Source organism: Acinetobacter sp. S54 (assembly GCF_016624945.1).
GTDB lineage: Bacteria > Pseudomonadota > Gammaproteobacteria > Pseudomonadales > Moraxellaceae > Acinetobacter.
Genome location: NZ_JACVUI010000014.1, coordinates 61,619 through 79,321 on the forward strand (window position 1 = coordinate 61,619; position 17,703 = coordinate 79,321).

The window sequence follows — 17,703 nt, forward strand, 5'->3', positions numbered from 1 at the left end:
CTATGTATTGGAGTGAGTGATACATTTTTCAATAGCAAAACCTAAGATTTTTATCTCGATTAAAAAGGACCTTGTGTTAAAATTCGATTTTGGACAATATCATCCAGATGCTTTTGGCGCTCACTATAACGCTGGGCAATACAACTCACATTGGCACGACAACTATCCCGTTGTTTTAACCATTGGTATTGTGCACCTTTTTCAGCATCGCGTCCTCCCATGGGTAGAGCATGAATCACTATATTATATGTTGTGACCATCCTAACATCTGCATCATTTAAATTTCTGTTCTGACAAACTGCTTTTTCAGTTACTGTCTTTGCCTTATCACAAGAAAAGCTTGCAGCATGCGTTAAATTGAAACCACCAATCAGCAATACACTTCCTAATAGCACGATTTTTAAATCTTTCATGGAAATTCTCTTTTTAGATTACTCATTAAACTTTAAAGATTTTATTGCTCCACAACGTAAATTTTTGCCATTTTATGTACATCATGGGTCACAATAAAAAAAAGCCTCACAGTTTCCTGTCAGGCTTATCATGCCGATGATCACATTATTATTATTTCTGTCATTTTTATTTTTATCTCTATGATTATTATCAAGTGTATATACATTTAAAAGCACGAATCTATGAAGAAATTTTCTTCATTACTCATACCTTAGAATTTATAACTATAACCAAGCGTATAGATAACAGGATCAATGTCTAGATCAAATGTACCCAAGTTATTGACTAATCGAACTTCTGGACTTAACTCAGCGTATCGAACATCAAAGTAAACACCCCAATTTTTTGCATCAGCAGGTTGAAAGGTAAAACCTATTTGTCCTGCAACGCCATAATCATTCTTGACTTTATCAGCTACACCAGATTCATCCCAAGGAATAAATGCCGTTGCGCCAATACCAATATAAGGAGTAAAACGAGTTGCATTTTTAAAGTTATATTTCGCAGTAATCGTTGGTGGTAAATGTTTTACTTTGGCGACCTTATTACCATCTAATAAAACGTCATGATTGATGGGAGTAGCAAGAAGTAACTCAGCTGAGAATGGGGAATCACCAAAAAAATATTCAACAGACGGTGTAAAAGCGAATTCATCATCTGCTTTGACTGTGCCTAATGCAGTTAGAGTATCACTTGATGGGGCAATATAACTTGCACCAACCTTAACCTGCCAATCACCCGCAAAAACAGAAGAAGACAACCCCAATAATGCAATAACAACAGTTTGTTTCAACATTTTTATTACCTCTTAATATCTTATAATCATCATAATATTATATATATATTAAATGCAACACAGATTATAAACACAATCTTCATATTATTTATAAGGTCATGATATATAGGTTTATTTATTTTAAAACAAAGTATTTTAGTATGTTTTTTAAATAATCAATTAAATAAAAATAAATCCGATTAAATTAATATGATTTAATACCAACTAAAATAGTATACTTAACATCATAAAACCTCATATATAATTATTACTATAAAAATAACCTATTTTTATAATTGTTTATTTATCAATTTTTATATTATTTAATTTATTTAAATACGTTTTAAAGTATGCCTGTCCCATGCTGGACTTAGCTGCAATGCCCCATCATTTCAGCTTTTTTATAAATAAAATGTGAAGATTAAGTGTAGCTCCGATACAATACGCACAAGAATTGGAGTAATCGATGTCACAGAATTCTTCTTTAAAGCGTGGACTAAATACACGCCATATCCGTTTTTTAGCTTTAGGCTCCGCAATTGGCACAGGGCTATTTTATGGTTCAGCCTCGGCCATCAAATTGGCAGGACCAGCCGTGCTGATGGCTTATGTGATTGCAGGTATTGCGATCTATATTGTCATGCGTGCGCTCGGTGAAATGGCCGTACACAATCCTGTTTCAGATTCATTTAGTCGTTATGCTTCAGATTATGTAAGTCCATTAGCAGGTTTCACGACAGGCTGGACCTATGTTTTTGAAATGGTTATTGTCGCCATTGCAGATGTAACCGCTTTCGGGATCTATATGGGGTTCTGGTTTCCTGATGTTCCACGCTGGACTTGGATCCTCTCACTAATCTTCTTTTTGGGCGGGATTAACCTAATCCATGTAAAAATTTATGGTGAACTTGAGTTCTGGTTATCGATTATTAAGGTCAGTGCGATCATTGCAATGATTTGCGGTGGCTTTGGGATCATGTTCTACGGTTTACATGTACCTCAAACAACCTTTACTCCAGGTATTTCTAATTTATGGGAGCATGGCGGTTTCATGCCCAATGGGATAATGGGCGTAATTGCGTGTTTCTCGGTCGTGGTCTTTGCATTTGGGGGAATTGAAATCATTGGCATTACTGCAGGTGAAACAGAAAACCCCAAAACTGCCATTCCACGTGCCATTAATGCCGTTCCGATTCGGATTATCCTTTTTTATGTATTAACTATTTTTGTATTAATGTCGATTTTCCCGTGGAATCAAATTGGTACTCAAGGAAGTCCTTTTGTTCAGATTTTTGAAAGTCTAGGCATCAAATCAGCAGCAGCTGTGCTGAATATTGTGGTCATTACCGCAGCAATTTCGGCCATCAATAGTGATGTATTTGGTGCAGGTCGTATGATGTACGGTATGGCACTAAAAGGGCAAGCTCCTGAAGTTTTCCGCAAAACGTCCAAATATGGTGTGCCGTGGATGACCGTTGTGGTGATGGCGGGTGTCTTATTAGTGGGTGTGGTTTTAAATTACCTAATTCCAGAAAATGTATTTGAAATTATTGCTTCTATTGCGACTTTCGCAACAGTTTATGTTTGGCTGATGATTTTATTATCACATTTTGGTATGCGTAAAAAAATGTCTGCACAACAGATTAAACAGCTTGATTTCCCGATGATTGGTTGGCCTGTTGCTCCTGCGCTTGCCACTGCGTTTATGATCTTCGTAATCGCTGTAATTGGTTATTTTCCAGATACTCGACCTGCACTATATGTGGGCATCTTCTGGTTAATTTTATTGACTGTTGCCTATAAAGGCTGGGTCAAACCTAAAATCTGATCTATTTTATTCTTTATAAAAAAAGACCACCTTTCATATAAGTATAAAGGTGGTCTTTTTTATCTGTGCATTGATTAAGCAGCCTTTCGACTTAAGGCAAACTGACGAATATAATTCGCAACTTTTTGCGGTTCACTCAAAATTGCCCAATGATTGGCATCAACTTCTACATATTCAAACTGTTCTACCCATTTCGGCATTTCTTTTAAAATATAATCAGGGCTAACAAATGCGTCACGCATTAAAACAACCGCCTGAACTGGACATTGCGCATAACGCTGACGCGGTTTAGTAAGTGCTGATATAAAATTAGCTCGGTATAAATTAATGCCATATCTACCGTCACTTGAAATGTGAGGATTAAGTGGTAAATTTTGTTTTTTCTCTAGGCCATCCAATATTTTCCCCCATTTCTGAGGGGTGAAAAAATGCCAGACCGTGGGCGCGATAAACGGTAAATGAAATGCACCGATATACCATGATTTTGATAATTTCTTCAGAAAGTCAGCGGGATTATTTTTCACTTCATCACGCAATAACCAAGCCGCATGATCTAGACAAGGGCCTGAAATCGTCGTATAAGACAAAATACGGTCTTTAAACTTAGGTTCAGTTACAGATTCCCATGTCTGGATGGAACCCCAATCATGAGCAGCCAGATGGAATGGACGATCACCCAGTATTTGATTTACAACAACTTCAAGATCCAAAGATAATTGTTTAAGACGATAGTCCCGAATATGTTGAGGAATGCTTGACTGACCTGCGCCTCTTACATCGTAAGTGACAATATAAAAATCATTGATCAATTCACTAATCATCGGTTCCCATACTTCTTGATTGTCTGGATAACCATGAACCAAAACTAAGGCTGGATTATTTTCATTGCCCCATGTTTTAACACAAAGTGATTGTTGATCTGAGGTTTGGACAGTGTGAATTTGAGGGCGCATTGTCGTTCCTTTTTGTTTTTGATTGACCATTTCTTTAGTCAGATTAAGCATTGCCATCAATGCCAGAATGATGTTAGTTATTTAGTATGAAGATAGCGTATAGAAAAACAATTGACCCTTATGAATATTTTAAAGCAACTTCAAACCATACCCGCTGTATCAAAATTTATCATTAATCGCTACTCGCCTTATCGCGGTGCGGGGATTAGTATCGATAAAATTGATCTCAAGAACTATTACATCCGAGTCAAAATGCCACTGACCCGCAAGAATCAAAATATTGTCGGTACCCATTTTGGCGGTAGTTTATATTCTATGGTAGATCCTTTTTATATGTTGATCCTTATGCATCATCTAGGCCCAAAATATATTGTTTGGGATAAATCTGCCCATATTAACTTTCTATCACCAGGGCGCAGTACAGTTTACGCAGACATTCGTCTGGATGCCATGGAGGTTGAACACATTCGAGAGCTTGCAGAAAATTATGCGCCTGTGCATCGAAATTATACGGTAAATATTTTTGATGAGTCTGGCGTAAGAATTGCGGAGATTCATAAAACGCTCTATATTCGTCGCAAGAAACCTAAACCTTTTCAAAAATAAAACGATGAATGCAGTTTAATCCGTTCAAATGACGGTAAGCAAATAATCATTTTTGCTTTAAATTTTTTCTCAAAATAGAAAAGACAGCGTGAGGCTGTCTTTTTTATCACCTGATTTAAACGCTTTTATTTTTTCTCTTGAATGGCTGCACCTGCACCACCACCAATAGCACCACCAATGGCAGCACCACCATCGCCACCAAATATGGCTTTACCCACGACTGATCCAATACCAGCTCCAACTGCACTACTTGTGGTAGAACTACTATTACCGCCTTTAGCATTGGCACCCACACCACCACCTAATGCGCCGCCTGCTGCCGCTCCGACGCCACCACCTACATGGTTACCCACACCACCACCCACTGCACCGCCCAAAGCAGCTGCGCCAATTCGTTGATTAGATGGACTCATATCCTGACAACCAGCAAGTAACGCGGTCGACATCACCGCAATCGCCATTAAACTCATTGTTTTTTTCATGGTTAACTCCTCGTTTAATATTTATCAGAATAAGCATTTTTTGGGGATTTTTTTATAAGATCATGTAACAAAAGGACGATTCCATGCAGTGATTTTGTAATCAACTCTTCAAAAGCCAGATTAAATTTTACTCATAAAAAAAGACATCCGAAGATGTCTCTTTTTGATTCATGATTCGTTTAGAACTGATCAGAATTTAATGCCTGACTAAAGGCCTGATCTACTTCACTAAAGTCATTGTGAAGTTCAAATTCAGCTGCTTCAGCTTCCTGACGACGACGTTCCAAGTGATACGCTAAACCTGTACCGGCTGGAATCAAACGACCCACAACAACGTTTTCTTTCAAACCACGTAGATCATCTTCTTTACCTGTTACAGCCGCTTCAGTTAACACACGAGTGGTTTCCTGGAACGATGCAGCAGAGATGAACGAGTCAGTCGAAAGCGATGCTTTAGTGATACCCATCAATTGACGTTCAAACTTCGCAGGGAACTTGTTCTGAGCCAAGACAGCCTGGTTCTCTTGAACAACGCGAATATAATCCACTTGTTCACCTTTGATGAAGCTTGTATCACCACCATCCACGATATCAACTTTACGCAACATTTGACGTACGATGACTTCAATATGTTTATCGTTGATTTTTACGCCCTGTAGACGATAAACGTCCTGCACTTCGTTCACGATGTAGTTAGTCAACGCAACTTCACCTTTCAAACGCAAGATGTCATGTGGATTTTGTGGTCCATCAGAAATGGTTTCACCACGGTTCACATGCTCGCCTTCAAACACGTTGATTTGACGCCATTTTGGAATCAATTCTTCGTAGATTTCAGAGCCGTCATCTGGTGTGATCACTAAGCGGTTTTTACCTTTAGTCTCTTTACCAAAGCTTACGATACCAGACACTTCTGCCAAAATCGCATGCTCTTTCGGTTTACGTGCTTCGAACAAGTCAGCAACACGTGGTAGACCACCGGTAATATCACGGGTACGTGAAGTTTCTTGTGGTACACGACCAATAACATCACCCACACCAATGGTTTCACCATCACGAACAGTCACGATTGTATTTTGTGGCAAGAAGTAGAACTGTTCACCACCATCTGTTGTATCCAACACAATCGCAGGACGTAAATCTTTACCTGAAGCAGGACGAGCCGTTACAGGCAAGATTTCAACAGTAGTCATACCCGTCGCATCATCAGTTTTCGATGTTGCAGTCACACCATCAGCAATTTGGCTGAAACGTGCTTTACCCGCTACTTCTGTTACAAGTGGATGTGTGTGTGGATCCCAAGTTGCAACGATACCACCAGCCTCGACCAACTCTGCATCTTTCAACAGGATGCTCGCACCATAAGGCAGTTTATAACGCTCACGCTCACGGCCTAATTCATCAGCAATACCAATTTCACCTGAACGGGATACTGATACCAAATGACCTTTGGCATGTTGTACTGTTTTCACATTATGGAAACGTACTGTACCTTTATTACGTACTTGCACACTATTAGCAGCAGAGGTTCGGCTTGCAGCACCACCCACGTGGAAGGTACGCATGGTTAACTGTGTACCTGGCTCACCAATCGATTGAGCAGCCATAACACCCACAGATTCACCTGGATTTACCTGATGACCGCGTGCCAAATCACGTCCATAACATTTTGCACAAACACCGAATGATGATTCACACGCAATCACAGAGCGTACTTTAACTTCATCGACACCCGCTTCTTCAAGTTGGGCTGCAATTTTTTCGTCAATCAAAGTACCGCGAGGCAATACGACTTCATTATCTGATGCACGACGCACATCTTCAGCAGTTACACGACCCAATACGCGATCACGTAATGGCTCAATGACATCACCACCCTGAATGAATGGAGTCATCACTAAACCACCAGCAGTACCACAATCTGGCTCAGTAATCACCAAGTCTTGTGCCACGTCAACCAAACGACGAGTCAAATAACCGGAGTTCGCTGTTTTCAATGCGGTATCGGCCAAACCTTTACGTGCACCGTGCGTCGAAATAAAGTACTGAAGTACCGTCAAACCTTCACGGAAATTCGCTTTAATTGGTGTTTCAATGATCGAACCATCTGGTTTTGCCATCAAACCACGCATACCCGCCAACTGACGGATCTGAGCAGCACTACCACGCGCACCAGAGTCAGACATCATATAGATGCTGTTAAACGATTTTTGCTTCTCGTCTTCACCCTGCTTGTTTTTCACATTGGTGAAAGACAAGTTATCCATCATCGCTTTTGCAACTTGGTCGTTGGTACGCGCCCAAATATCGACCACTTTGTTATAACGTTCACCCGCAGTCACAAAGCCTTGTTCAAACTGTTGTTCGATTTCACGAACTTCAGTTTCTGCTTTATCAATAATAGTTTGCTTCTGTGGCGGAATGACCATGTCTTCCATACCAACAGATACGCCAGAACGAGTTGCTTGACGGAAACCCAAATACATCAATTGGTCAGCAAAAATAACAGTATCTTTTAGGCCAAGTTTACGATAGCAAGTGTTGATCAGTTTTGAGATATTTTTCTTGGTCATCTCAAGGTTGATCATTTCAAAGCTTAAACCTTCAGGTACGATTTCCCAAAGCAAGCAACGACCTGGTGTGGTATCAACAATAATAGTCTGCTTTTCGCGTTGACCATCTTCATCAATCACAGTTTGGTGTACGCGTACTTTTACACGTGCATGAATCGCAACTTTACCCGTTGCCAAAGCACGGTTTACTTCATGCGTATCTGCAAAGGTCATGCCTTCGCCTTTGGCATTCACTGCATCACGCGTGATGTAGTAAAGACCCAAGACCACGTCCTGAGAAGGAACAATAATCGGCTCACCATTGGCTGGTGACAAGATATTGTTCGTCGACATCATAAGCGCACGTGCTTCAAGCTGTGCTTCTAATGTCAATGGTACATGCACAGCCATTTGGTCACCGTCAAAGTCGGCGTTAAATGCTGTACATACGAGCGGATGCAAACGAATCGCTTTACCTTCGATCAAAATCGGTTCAAAAGCTTGTAGACCCAAACGGTGAAGTGTCGGTGCACGGTTCAACATGACTGGATGTTGACGAATTACATTCGCTAAAACGTCCCACACTTCTGGAGTCTCACGCTCAACCATTTTCTTCGCAGCTTTAATGGTTGTTGCCTGACCAGATGCCTGTAATTTTGCGAAAATAAATGGCTTGAATAGTTCAAGTGCCATCTTCTTCGGAAGACCACATTGATGCAAACGTAAAGTAGGACCAACTGTAATTACTGAACGGCCAGAATAGTCAACACGTTTACCCAACAAGTTCTGACGGAAACGACCTTGTTTACCTTTGATCATATCTGCCAAAGATTTCAATGGGCGTTTGTTTGAACCTGTAATTGCACGACCACGACGACCATTATCCAACAATGCATCAACAGACTCTTGTAACATACGTTTTTCGTTACGTACGATAATGTCGGGTGCTGCAAGGTCAAGAAGACGCTTCAAACGGTTGTTACGGTTAATCACACGACGATAAAGATCGTTCAGGTCAGAGGTCGCAAAACGACCACCTTCAAGTGGCACAAGCGGACGCAAGTCTGGTGGAAGTACAGGAAGTACATTCATCACCATCCATTCTGGCTTGTTATTTGACTCTTTGAACGCTTCCATCAGTTTCAAACGTTTAGACGCTTTTTTAAGTTTCGTCTCTGACGTTGTCTGTGGAATCTCTTCACGAAGACGAGCAATTTCAGCTTCAAGATCGATGTCTTTCAACAAGTCCTGAACTGCTTCTGCGCCCATTTTCGCTGTGAATTCATCACCATGCTCTTCAAGCGCATTATAATATTCTTCATCGCTAAGCAACTGATATTTCTCGAATGGAGTCATACCAGGATCAGTCACAACATAAGATTCGAAATACAATACACGTTCGATATCACGTAATGTCATATCAAGCAATAAACCAATACGGCTTGGTAATGATTTCAAGAACCAGATATGTGCAACTGGCGAAGCAAGTTCGATGTGTCCCATACGTTCACGACGAACTTTTGCAGTTGTAACTTCAACGCCACATTTTTCACAAATGACGCCTTTGTACTTCATACGCTTGTATTTACCACACAAGCATTCGTAATCTTTTACTGGTCCAAAGATTTTGGCACAGAATAAACCATCACGTTCTGGCTTAAACGTACGATAGTTAATTGTCTCAGGTTTTTTTACCTCACCATGAGACCACGACTTAATCATTTCTGGTGACGCAAGACCAATACGGATACGGTCGAATTCAACGGGTGCATGACCGTCAGAATCCGTTTTCTTACGCATGATATCGAGCAAGTCTTTCAATTTATTTCTCCGTGTGTCAGAGAGCAAAGCTCATCCAACTGGGTCACAAATATTGTTTCTTAACTGAATTTGGTAATCCTTTAAGCATTCCACAGCCCTCTTTAATAGCGAGGGAGGCTCCCTCCCCCTTTTACAAGGGGTGAGGAACTGTTAAAGCTCAAGAAGGAATTTAGTCACCATTTTTCAGTTCAATGTTGATACCTAAAGAACGGATCTCTTTGGTCAATACGTTGAACGATTCAGGCATACCCGGATCCATGTAATGGTTACCATCTACGATGTTCTTATAGATACGTGTACGACCTTCAACGTCATCCGATTTCACAGTCAACATTTCTTGAAGTGTGTACGCTGCACCATAAGCTTCGAGTGCCCAGACTTCCATCTCACCGAAACGCTGACCACCGAATTGGGCTTTACCACCAAGCGGCTGTTGCGTTACAAGCGAATAAGAACCCGTTGAACGTGCATGCATTTTGTCATCCACCAAGTGGTTGAGTTTTAGCATGTACATGTAACCTACTGTTACGGGACGGTCAAACTGTTCACCTGTACGGCCATCAAACAAAATCTGTTGACCAGTACGTGGTAACTCAGCCAACTCAAGTAACTCTTTGATTTGACCTTCTTCAGCACCATCAAATACAGGAGTCGCTAAAGGTACGCCTTTACGCAAGTTGCCTGCCAATACCAAGATCTCATCATCAGTCAAGCTATTTAGATCTTCTTGCTCACCACCCACCTTGTTATAAATTTTATCAAGGAAGATACGAAGTTCTGCAATGGTACGCTGTTGTTGCAACATCTTGTCGATTTGCTCACCCAGACCTTTTGCTGCCAAACCTAAATGTGTTTCAAGAATCTGACCCACGTTCATACGTGACGGTACACCTAGCGGGTTAAGGACCACATCTACAGGCACACCATTGGCATCATGTGGCATATCTTCAACAGGCAAGATGTTTGAGACAACACCTTTGTTCCCGTGACGACCCGCCATTTTATCACCAGGCTGAATACGACGTTTAACTGCAAGGTAAACCTTAACAACTTTCAAGACACCAGTGGTTAATTCATCGCCTGTTGATAATTTGCGTTTTTTCTCAGCAAATTTTTCATCAATTTCAGCACTCTTTTCTTTCAAGAACACCTGAATTTGACTTAAACGCTCAGCAATGCCTTCATCACTTGGCTGAATTTCAAGTAAATCAACCAACTCTAAACCAGAGAGGAGATCTTCACTAAGTTTATCGCCGCGCTTGGTTGTACCACCGCCATTAGAATCTTGACCTTTAAGTAAGCGTACGATACGTTCACGAGCTGCTTCTTCAAAGATCTTATATTCTTCTTTCAAATCTTTACGATATGAATCCAGTTGCGCTTTTTCAATTGCAAGTGCACGATCATCTTTTTCAAGACCATCACGCGTAAAGACTTGTACGTCAATGACTGTACCTTTAGTACCAGAAGGAACACGTAAAGATGAATCTTTAACGTCTGCCGCTTTTTCACCAAAGATCGCGCGAAGTAGCTTCTCTTCAGGAGTAAGTTGCGTTTCACCTTTAGGCGTTACTTTACCAACCAGAATGTCACCAGCGGTAACTTCAGCACCAATATAGACAATCCCTGATTCATCAAGTTTAGACAGTGCGGCTTCACCCACATTAGGAATATCCGCAGTAATTTCTTCTGCACCCAACTTGGTATCACGGGCTACACATGACAATTCTTGAATATGAATCGAAGTTAAACGGTCTTCTTGAAGCACACGCTCAGAAAGCAAGATCGAGTCTTCGTAGTTGTAACCATTCCACGTCATGAAAGCAACGCGCATGTTTTGACCTAAGGCCAACTCACCACCATCGGTAGAAGGACCATCTGCCAAGACATCACCACGACCGACTTTATCACCCAAATTCACAAGAACTTTTTGGTTAATACACGTATTTTGGTTAGAACGGGTGTATTTAATCAAGTTGTAGATATCTACACCTGCTTCACCTGCGATCATTTCATCTTCGTTAACACGGATCACCACACGTGATGCATCAACAAATTCAATCATACCGCCACGTTTCGCGATCACGCATACACCAGAGTCACGTGCTACGTTGGCTTCCATACCAGTACCAACAAGCGGTTTATCCGCAAGTAATGTTGGCACTGCTTGACGTTGCATGTTTGAACCCATCAAGGCACGGTTGGCGTCATCGTGTTCAAGGAATGGAATCAATGATGCTGCAACAGAAACAACCTGCTGAGCAGAAACATCCATATGCGTCACTTTTTCAGGAGGCATACGCACGAATTCGCCTTGATGACGAACTGAAACCATTTCTTCGATTAAATTACCATCAGCATCGACACCTGAGTCAGCCTGTGCAATGACAGTTCCCACTTCTTCAATTGCAGAAAGGTATTCCACATCATCAGTAACACGACCATCAACTACTTTACGATAAGGAGTTTCAAGGAAACCAAAATCGTTGGCTTTAGCATAAACCGATAGCGAGTTGATCAAACCAATGTTTGGTCCTTCAGGCGTCTCAATCGGGCATACACGACCATAATGAGTTTGATGTACGTCACGCACTTCAAAGCCAGCACGTTCACGTGTCAAACCACCAGGCCCAAGTGCTGAGACACGACGCTTGTGCGTAATCTCAGACAATGGGTTGTTTTGGTCCATAAACTGTGACAACTGGCTTGAACCAAAGAATTCTTTGATTGCAGCAGCGACTGGTTTAGCATTGATCAGGTCTTGTGGAGACAAGTTATCTGTTTCAGCTTGGCTTAAACGCTCTTTTACAGCACGTTCAACACGAACCAAACCAACACGGAATTGGTTTTCAGTCATTTCACCAACAGAACGGACACGACGGTTACCCAAGTGATCGATATCGTCGACTTCACCTTTACCGTTACGAATTTCAACTAAAGTACGCAATACATCAGTGATATCTTCATTCGAGAGAATACCCTCAACTTCACGTGACTTCTGGTCTGTACCCACTTCGTAAGGGCGACCCAAACGACGGTTGAACTTCATACGGCCAACAGGCGATAAATCATAGCGCTCAGAAGAGAAGAATAAATTGTTAAATAAATTCTCAGCAGCTTCTTTTGTTGGCGGTTCGCCTGGACGCATTACTTTATAAATTTCAACCAGCGCTTCTTCACGGCCTGAAGTTGTATCTGCACGTAAAGTATCGGCAATGAACGGACCATGGTCGATATCATTGGTATACAAGATATTGAATTGCTTCACGCCACCTTCAGCAAGCTTGACCATCACTTCATGGCTAAGCAAAGTGTTTGCTGGAAGTACATCGCCATCACGCAAGCTAATGTCTTCAGCGGTGATACGCTCATACAAGTATTCATCTGGAACAGACAGTTTGGTTAAACCAGCAGCTTCCATTTGACGAACATGACGCGCATTAATACGTTTACCCTGCTCAACAATCACTTTACCATCGTTATCGGCGATATCGAACTGCGCCATTTCACCACGCAGGCGTTCAGGCACAAGATCAATCTGATAGCTACCCATATCGAGGTACACAGGTACTTTTTCGTAGAACAAATTAAGAATTTGTTCATTGTTATAACCAAGTGCACGCAGGATCACGCTCGCCAATAATTTACGACGACGGTCAATACGAACATAAACTAGATCTTTAGCATCAAATTCAAAGTCTAACCATGAACCACGGTAAGGAATGATACGTGCTGAATAAAGCACTTTACCACTTGAATGAGTTTTACCCTTATCATGATCAAAGAATACGCCTGGAGAACGATGTAACTGCGATACGATGACACGCTCAGTACCATTGATCACAAATGTACCGTTCTCAGTCATGAGTGGCATTTCACCCATATAGACTTCTTGTTCACGAACGTCTTTAATCGATTTCGTTTCGCGATCTTTAATGATCAAACGAATTTTTACGCGCATTGGTGCCGCATAAGTTGAGCCGCGAAGAATACATTCACGTACATCAAACTCTGGTTTACCAAGACTATACTCAACAAATTCTAAAGCAGCATTGCCAGAATAACTTTCTATAGGAAAAACTGAACGAAATGCGGCTTGGAGACCGATATCTTCGCGGTTTTTCGGTGATTTGCCATCTTGTAAAAACGTTCTGTACGAGTCGACTTGAATCGAAAGCAAGTACGGAGCGTCCATGACGCTAGGCAATTTACCAAAATTCTTACGGATCCGTTTCTTTTCGGTATATGAGTATGCCATCTGGAGTCCTCGGAAAGTAAACCAGGCCCGCCTGCAGAACGAGCTTGGATGGAATTACGCAGGCCGATATGGCCACCACTTTTACAAATGCTGCAATTTTTAAGTGGTCTTAAAACGCTTAACAATATTTTTAAACCAGAAAAATATTGGTAAGCGTTTGAATTTATTTCATTTGTTCTTTAAATCGACCATTTTTATATCAAACAAACAAAAATCGAGCCGATTATTGTAACGCAAAAAGGCTGATGACCCAAGAGCCATCAGCCATTTTGTGGGGCCGATTATCAAAAAATCGTCCCCCTAACAGATTACTTAAGTGTAACTGTAGCACCAGCTTCTTCAAGTTTCTTCTTAAGTTCTTCGCCTTCTTCTTTAGAAACGCCTTCTTTAAGAACTTGTGGAGCACCTTCAACAAGATCTTTTGCTTCTTTAAGACCAAGGCCAGTTGCTTCACGAACTGCTTTAATTACAGCTACTTTGTTAGCACCGAAAGAAGTCAACTCTACATTGAATTCAGTTTGCTCTTCAGCAGCAGCAGCAGCGCCACCAGCAGGAGCAGCTACAGCTACAGCAGCAGCTGATACATTGAATTTCTCTTCAAAAGCAGAGATAAGTTCAACAAGCTCAAGAACAGTTTTTTCAGCAACTGCGTTTAGGATTTCTTCGTTAGTTAAAGCCATGAGAATAACTCCAAATGGATATTGAATAAGGTAAAAATGTGATTAAGCTGCTTCTGACTCGTTTTTCTCTTTGAGCGCTGTAAGTAAGCGACCCAATTTTGAAACAGGAGCTTGAAGAACAGAGGCAAGCATAGTAAGCGCTTTCTCTTGGTTCGGAAGGTTCGCAATAACGCTAACTTCAGCACCTTCATAAACTTTGCCATCAAATGCGGCAGCTTTTAATTCAAATGCTTTGTTCGTTTTCGCAAATTCTTCGAACAAGCGTGCAGCAGCACCCATGTCGTCTTCAGAAGTTGAAAAACCAAGAATTGTTGGGCCTACAAGGTTGTCATTCAAGATATCAAATTGAGTACCTTCGAATGAACGTTTAGCCAAAGTATTACGCACGATACGTGTAGTAACACCTAACTTACGCGCTTCAACACGAAGTTGAGTAAGTTTTTCGACAGTTAAACCTTGATAGTCAGCAACAACAGCAGAGAACGCTTTAGAAGCAACTTCGTTGACTTCTGCTACGATCTGTTTTTTGTCTTCAATAAGAAGAGCCATTGTAAAACCTCCTAAGGTGATTTATGCATCTAAACCAGATGCACTCCCAATTCGTAAACCTTTCGATTTACACGCGGAGGAGGAACAAATCACACCACCGCGTCTACTCAGGCAATTGATTAAGATCAAAGCCGAAACTTCGATCACCTGAGGTCTTTGACGCTGGCAAATTAATATTTACCAATTCAAAGTCCGCTTGGTGAAATATTTGAATTCTCATAGATTCTTCAAATACTTTTTATTCACCAAGACCTTTAAAAATCTTTTTAACTAAAATTAGTTAGAAACGTTACTTACATCAACAGTCAAACCAGGGCCCATTGTTGAGCTCAAAGTAATCTTTTTGATATAAACACCTTTAGAAGTCGCTGGTTTTAACTTTTTCAAGTCAGCAACTAAAGTTTCAACGTTTTGACGGATTGCTTCAGCGGTAAAACCAACTTGACCAATCGCAGCATGGATAATACCTGCTTTGTCTACACGGTAACGCGCTTGACCTGCTTTAGCATTTTTAACTGCACCAGCAACATCTGGAGTAACCGTACCCACTTTCGGGTTTGGCATTAAACCACGTGGACCAAGAATCGTACCCAACTTACCTACAACACGCATTGCATCTGGAGCAGCAATCACAACATCAAAGTTAAGATTCCCTTGTTGAATGCTTTCAGCAAGATCATCAAAACCAACGATGTCAGCACCTTCAGCCTTAGCAGCTTCAGCAGCAGCACCTTGTGCAAATACTGCAACACGTACAGTTTTACCAGTACCCGCTGGAAGTGTAGTCGCGCCACGAACAACCTGATCAGATTTACGTGGATCTACACCAAGGTTTACTGCAACATCCAAAGACTCTTTGAATTTAGCAGCAGGAAGGTCGTTAAGGACTTGTACAGCTTCTTCCAAAGTATAAACTTTGTTGGTATCAACAGCAGCAGCAATGGCTTTTTGACGTTTAGTTAACTTTGCCATGTCTTATAGCTCCACTTCCAAGCCCATAGAACGTGCAGAACCAGCAATGGTACGAACACGTGCGTCTAAATCAGCACCAGTTAAATCTGGTTCTTTAGTAGTCGCAATTTCTTCTAGCTGAGCACGAGTCAACTTACCAACTTTAGTTTTGTTTGGTACAGAAGACCCCTTTTGAATACCAGCAGCTTTCTTAAGAAGAATAGATGCAGGTGGAGTTTTCATGATAAATGTGAACGACTTATCGTTGTACACAGTGATCACGACAGGAATAGGCAAACCTACTTCAAGTTTTTGTGTAGCAGCATTGAATTCTTTACAGAATGCCATGATGTTTACACCACGTTGACCTAATGCAGGACCAATCGGTGGAGATGGATTTGCTTTACCAGCTGGAACTTGCAGCTTGATATAGCCGTCAATCTTCTTAGCCATTATAGATTACCTCTGGGTACAAACGCCGCTAGGCTCCCCAACATTTATTTCACAACATGTAATATGCTGTAATAACAATGCCCGATCAAATCGGGCGCTTTCCAACCAATTCAGTTTAAATCGTTTTTTCGACTTGGCGAAACTCGAGTTCAACCTGAGTTGGACGGTTAAATACGTTAATTGTCAACGTTAAACGTGACTTCTCGTACTGAACTTCCTCCACGACTCCTTTAAAGTCTGTGAACGGACCATCAGTTACCAATAATTCTTCACCCGGCTCAAACATCGTCTTAGGACGAGGTGCTTCACCTGTATTACGTACACGTGCAAGAATAGCGTCAGCTTCTTTTTGGGAAATTGGAGCAGGTTTTTCTGCTGTCCCACCAATAAAGCCCAGAACTTTTGGACACTCTTTAACAATGTGCCAAGTTTCATCATTCATTTCCATTTCGACCAACACATAGCCCGGAAAGAATTTACGTTCTGATTTACGTTTCTTACCATCCTTCATTTCCACCACTTCTTCGGTAGGAACAAGGACTTCACCAAAGCTATCGGCAACAGCGCTACGCTGGATTCGCTCTTTAAGTGAACGCATCACCTGTTTTTCATAACCAGAATAGGCATGAATAATGTACCAACGTTTCATAGCTCTCTTATCCGATAATTAACTTAATTAACCAACCCAGTCCATAGTCGAAACACCACAATACAATTGCAGTAATCACAACCACTAACAAAACCTGCCAAGATGTGGTCACGGTTTCTTGTTTTGTTGGCCAAGTTACTCGACGCAGCTCAATACGCGCATCCTTAAGTAAACGAACAAAGCCTTTACCTTGATGGGTTGCGTATAATAAACCTAAAGCAACAACGACACAAGCAATAATTACACCAACGCGCACCCAAATATTATTTGCAGGTGGCCAATAAGCGGGTAGATATTGATTCACCATGGCTGCACCCACCAAAAGTGCCAGTGCAATAATCCACAGGACAATATCCAGCGGAGAACCAGAAGTGACTACTTCGGCAGAATTATTTCTTTGAGGGATTGGCGCGTCGCTTAATGCGTCACGCGATTTATCATTCGACATTTTTTTACTCGTCGTTGAACTCGCGACTTATTATATGACACTTAAGTCAGCATCAAGCTTGTCATAACGTGGCAGGCCAGGAGGGACTCGAACCCCCAACATTCGGTTTTGGAGACCGACGCTCTACCAATTGAACTACTGACCTAGGACACACAAGCCGAGAGTCTAGACTCTCGGCTCGAAAATTGCAACTGTAAAGTGATTATGCAGTTACTTTCGCAACAACACCAGCACCTACAGTACGA

Annotated in this window: 14 protein-coding genes and 1 tRNA gene; 2 read left to right on the forward strand and 13 right to left on the reverse strand. The window is 41.4% G+C overall.

All coding sequences use genetic code 11. The features are described 5' to 3' along the window. Positions 1-59 precede the first annotated feature (59 nt). Together IAE20_RS14770 and IAE20_RS14775 are read right to left on the reverse strand one after the other, a co-directional pair. Positions 60-413: a lysozyme inhibitor LprI family protein gene (locus IAE20_RS14770; RefSeq protein WP_200482658.1), complete on the reverse strand. Its 354-nt coding sequence runs from the start codon at positions 411-413 to the stop codon at positions 60-62. A gap of 251 nt (positions 414-664) precedes the next feature. Continuing rightward, the gene (locus IAE20_RS14775) at positions 665-1,249 is read right to left on the reverse strand and encodes an OmpW/AlkL family protein (RefSeq protein ID WP_200461542.1); all 585 of its coding nucleotides are present in this window, start codon (positions 1,247-1,249) and stop codon (positions 665-667) included. Positions 1,250-1,694: 445 nt separating this feature from the next. On the opposite strand from IAE20_RS14775, the gene IAE20_RS14780 reads away from it, so the two are divergent. Then, complete coding sequence (locus tag IAE20_RS14780) at positions 1,695-3,056, forward strand: amino acid permease (protein WP_200482659.1); 1,362 nt, start codon at positions 1,695-1,697, stop codon at positions 3,054-3,056. Between the two features lie 74 nt (positions 3,057-3,130). Here IAE20_RS14780 and IAE20_RS14785 read toward each other — a convergent pair whose 3' ends face one another. After that, a complete protein-coding gene (locus tag IAE20_RS14785; RefSeq protein ID WP_200482660.1) occupies positions 3,131-4,009 on the reverse strand; it encodes an alpha/beta fold hydrolase in 879 nt (292 codons plus the stop codon). A gap of 120 nt (positions 4,010-4,129) precedes the next feature. Here IAE20_RS14785 and IAE20_RS14790 point away from each other — a divergent pair, with 120 nt between their 5' ends. After that, positions 4,130-4,615: a DUF4442 domain-containing protein gene (locus IAE20_RS14790; protein WP_200482661.1), complete on the forward strand. Its 486-nt coding sequence runs from the start codon at positions 4,130-4,132 to the stop codon at positions 4,613-4,615. Positions 4,616-4,740: 125 nt separating this feature from the next. Here IAE20_RS14790 and IAE20_RS14795 read toward each other — a convergent pair whose 3' ends face one another. The 10 genes from IAE20_RS14795 to IAE20_RS14840 form a co-directional block, all read right to left on the reverse strand. Continuing rightward, complete coding sequence (locus IAE20_RS14795) at positions 4,741-5,097, reverse strand: DNA transfer protein p32 (protein ID WP_200461546.1); 357 nt, start codon at positions 5,095-5,097, stop codon at positions 4,741-4,743. A gap of 179 nt (positions 5,098-5,276) precedes the next feature. Further along, on the reverse strand, positions 5,277-9,470 hold the full coding sequence (rpoC, locus tag IAE20_RS14800; RefSeq protein ID WP_200461547.1) for a DNA-directed RNA polymerase subunit beta': 4,194 nt from the start codon (positions 9,468-9,470) through the stop codon (positions 5,277-5,279). A 169-nt stretch (positions 9,471-9,639) separates the two neighbouring features. Continuing rightward, a complete protein-coding gene (rpoB, locus tag IAE20_RS14805) occupies positions 9,640-13,728 on the reverse strand; it encodes a DNA-directed RNA polymerase subunit beta (protein WP_200461548.1) in 4,089 nt (1,362 codons plus the stop codon). Positions 13,729-14,036: 308 nt separating this feature from the next. Beyond that, entirely contained in the window at positions 14,037-14,408 is a 372-nt protein-coding gene (gene rplL / locus IAE20_RS14810) for a 50S ribosomal protein L7/L12 (protein ID WP_174728237.1), read from the reverse strand. A gap of 42 nt (positions 14,409-14,450) precedes the next feature. After that, positions 14,451-14,957, reverse strand: a complete 507-nt coding sequence (gene rplJ / locus IAE20_RS14815) for a 50S ribosomal protein L10 (protein WP_200461549.1) — start codon at positions 14,955-14,957, stop codon at positions 14,451-14,453. A 276-nt stretch (positions 14,958-15,233) separates the two neighbouring features. Continuing rightward, the gene (gene rplA / locus IAE20_RS14820) at positions 15,234-15,929 is read right to left on the reverse strand and encodes a 50S ribosomal protein L1 (RefSeq protein WP_200461550.1); all 696 of its coding nucleotides are present in this window, start codon (positions 15,927-15,929) and stop codon (positions 15,234-15,236) included. 3 nt (positions 15,930-15,932) lie between these two features. Next, positions 15,933-16,361, reverse strand: coding sequence for a 50S ribosomal protein L11 (rplK, locus tag IAE20_RS14825; protein WP_004637639.1), 429 nt, complete (start codon positions 16,359-16,361; stop codon positions 15,933-15,935). Positions 16,362-16,476: 115 nt separating this feature from the next. Continuing rightward, positions 16,477-17,010 carry a transcription termination/antitermination protein NusG gene (nusG, locus tag IAE20_RS14830; protein WP_200461551.1) on the reverse strand — a complete coding sequence of 178 codons (534 nt, stop codon included), beginning with the start codon at positions 17,008-17,010 and terminating at the stop codon, positions 16,477-16,479. A 7-nt stretch (positions 17,011-17,017) separates the two neighbouring features. Beyond that, positions 17,018-17,458, reverse strand: a complete 441-nt coding sequence (gene secE, locus IAE20_RS14835; RefSeq protein WP_200461552.1) for a preprotein translocase subunit SecE — start codon at positions 17,456-17,458, stop codon at positions 17,018-17,020. A 69-nt stretch (positions 17,459-17,527) separates the two neighbouring features. Then, positions 17,528-17,603, reverse strand: a tRNA-Trp gene (locus IAE20_RS14840). Positions 17,604-17,703 lie beyond the last annotated feature (100 nt).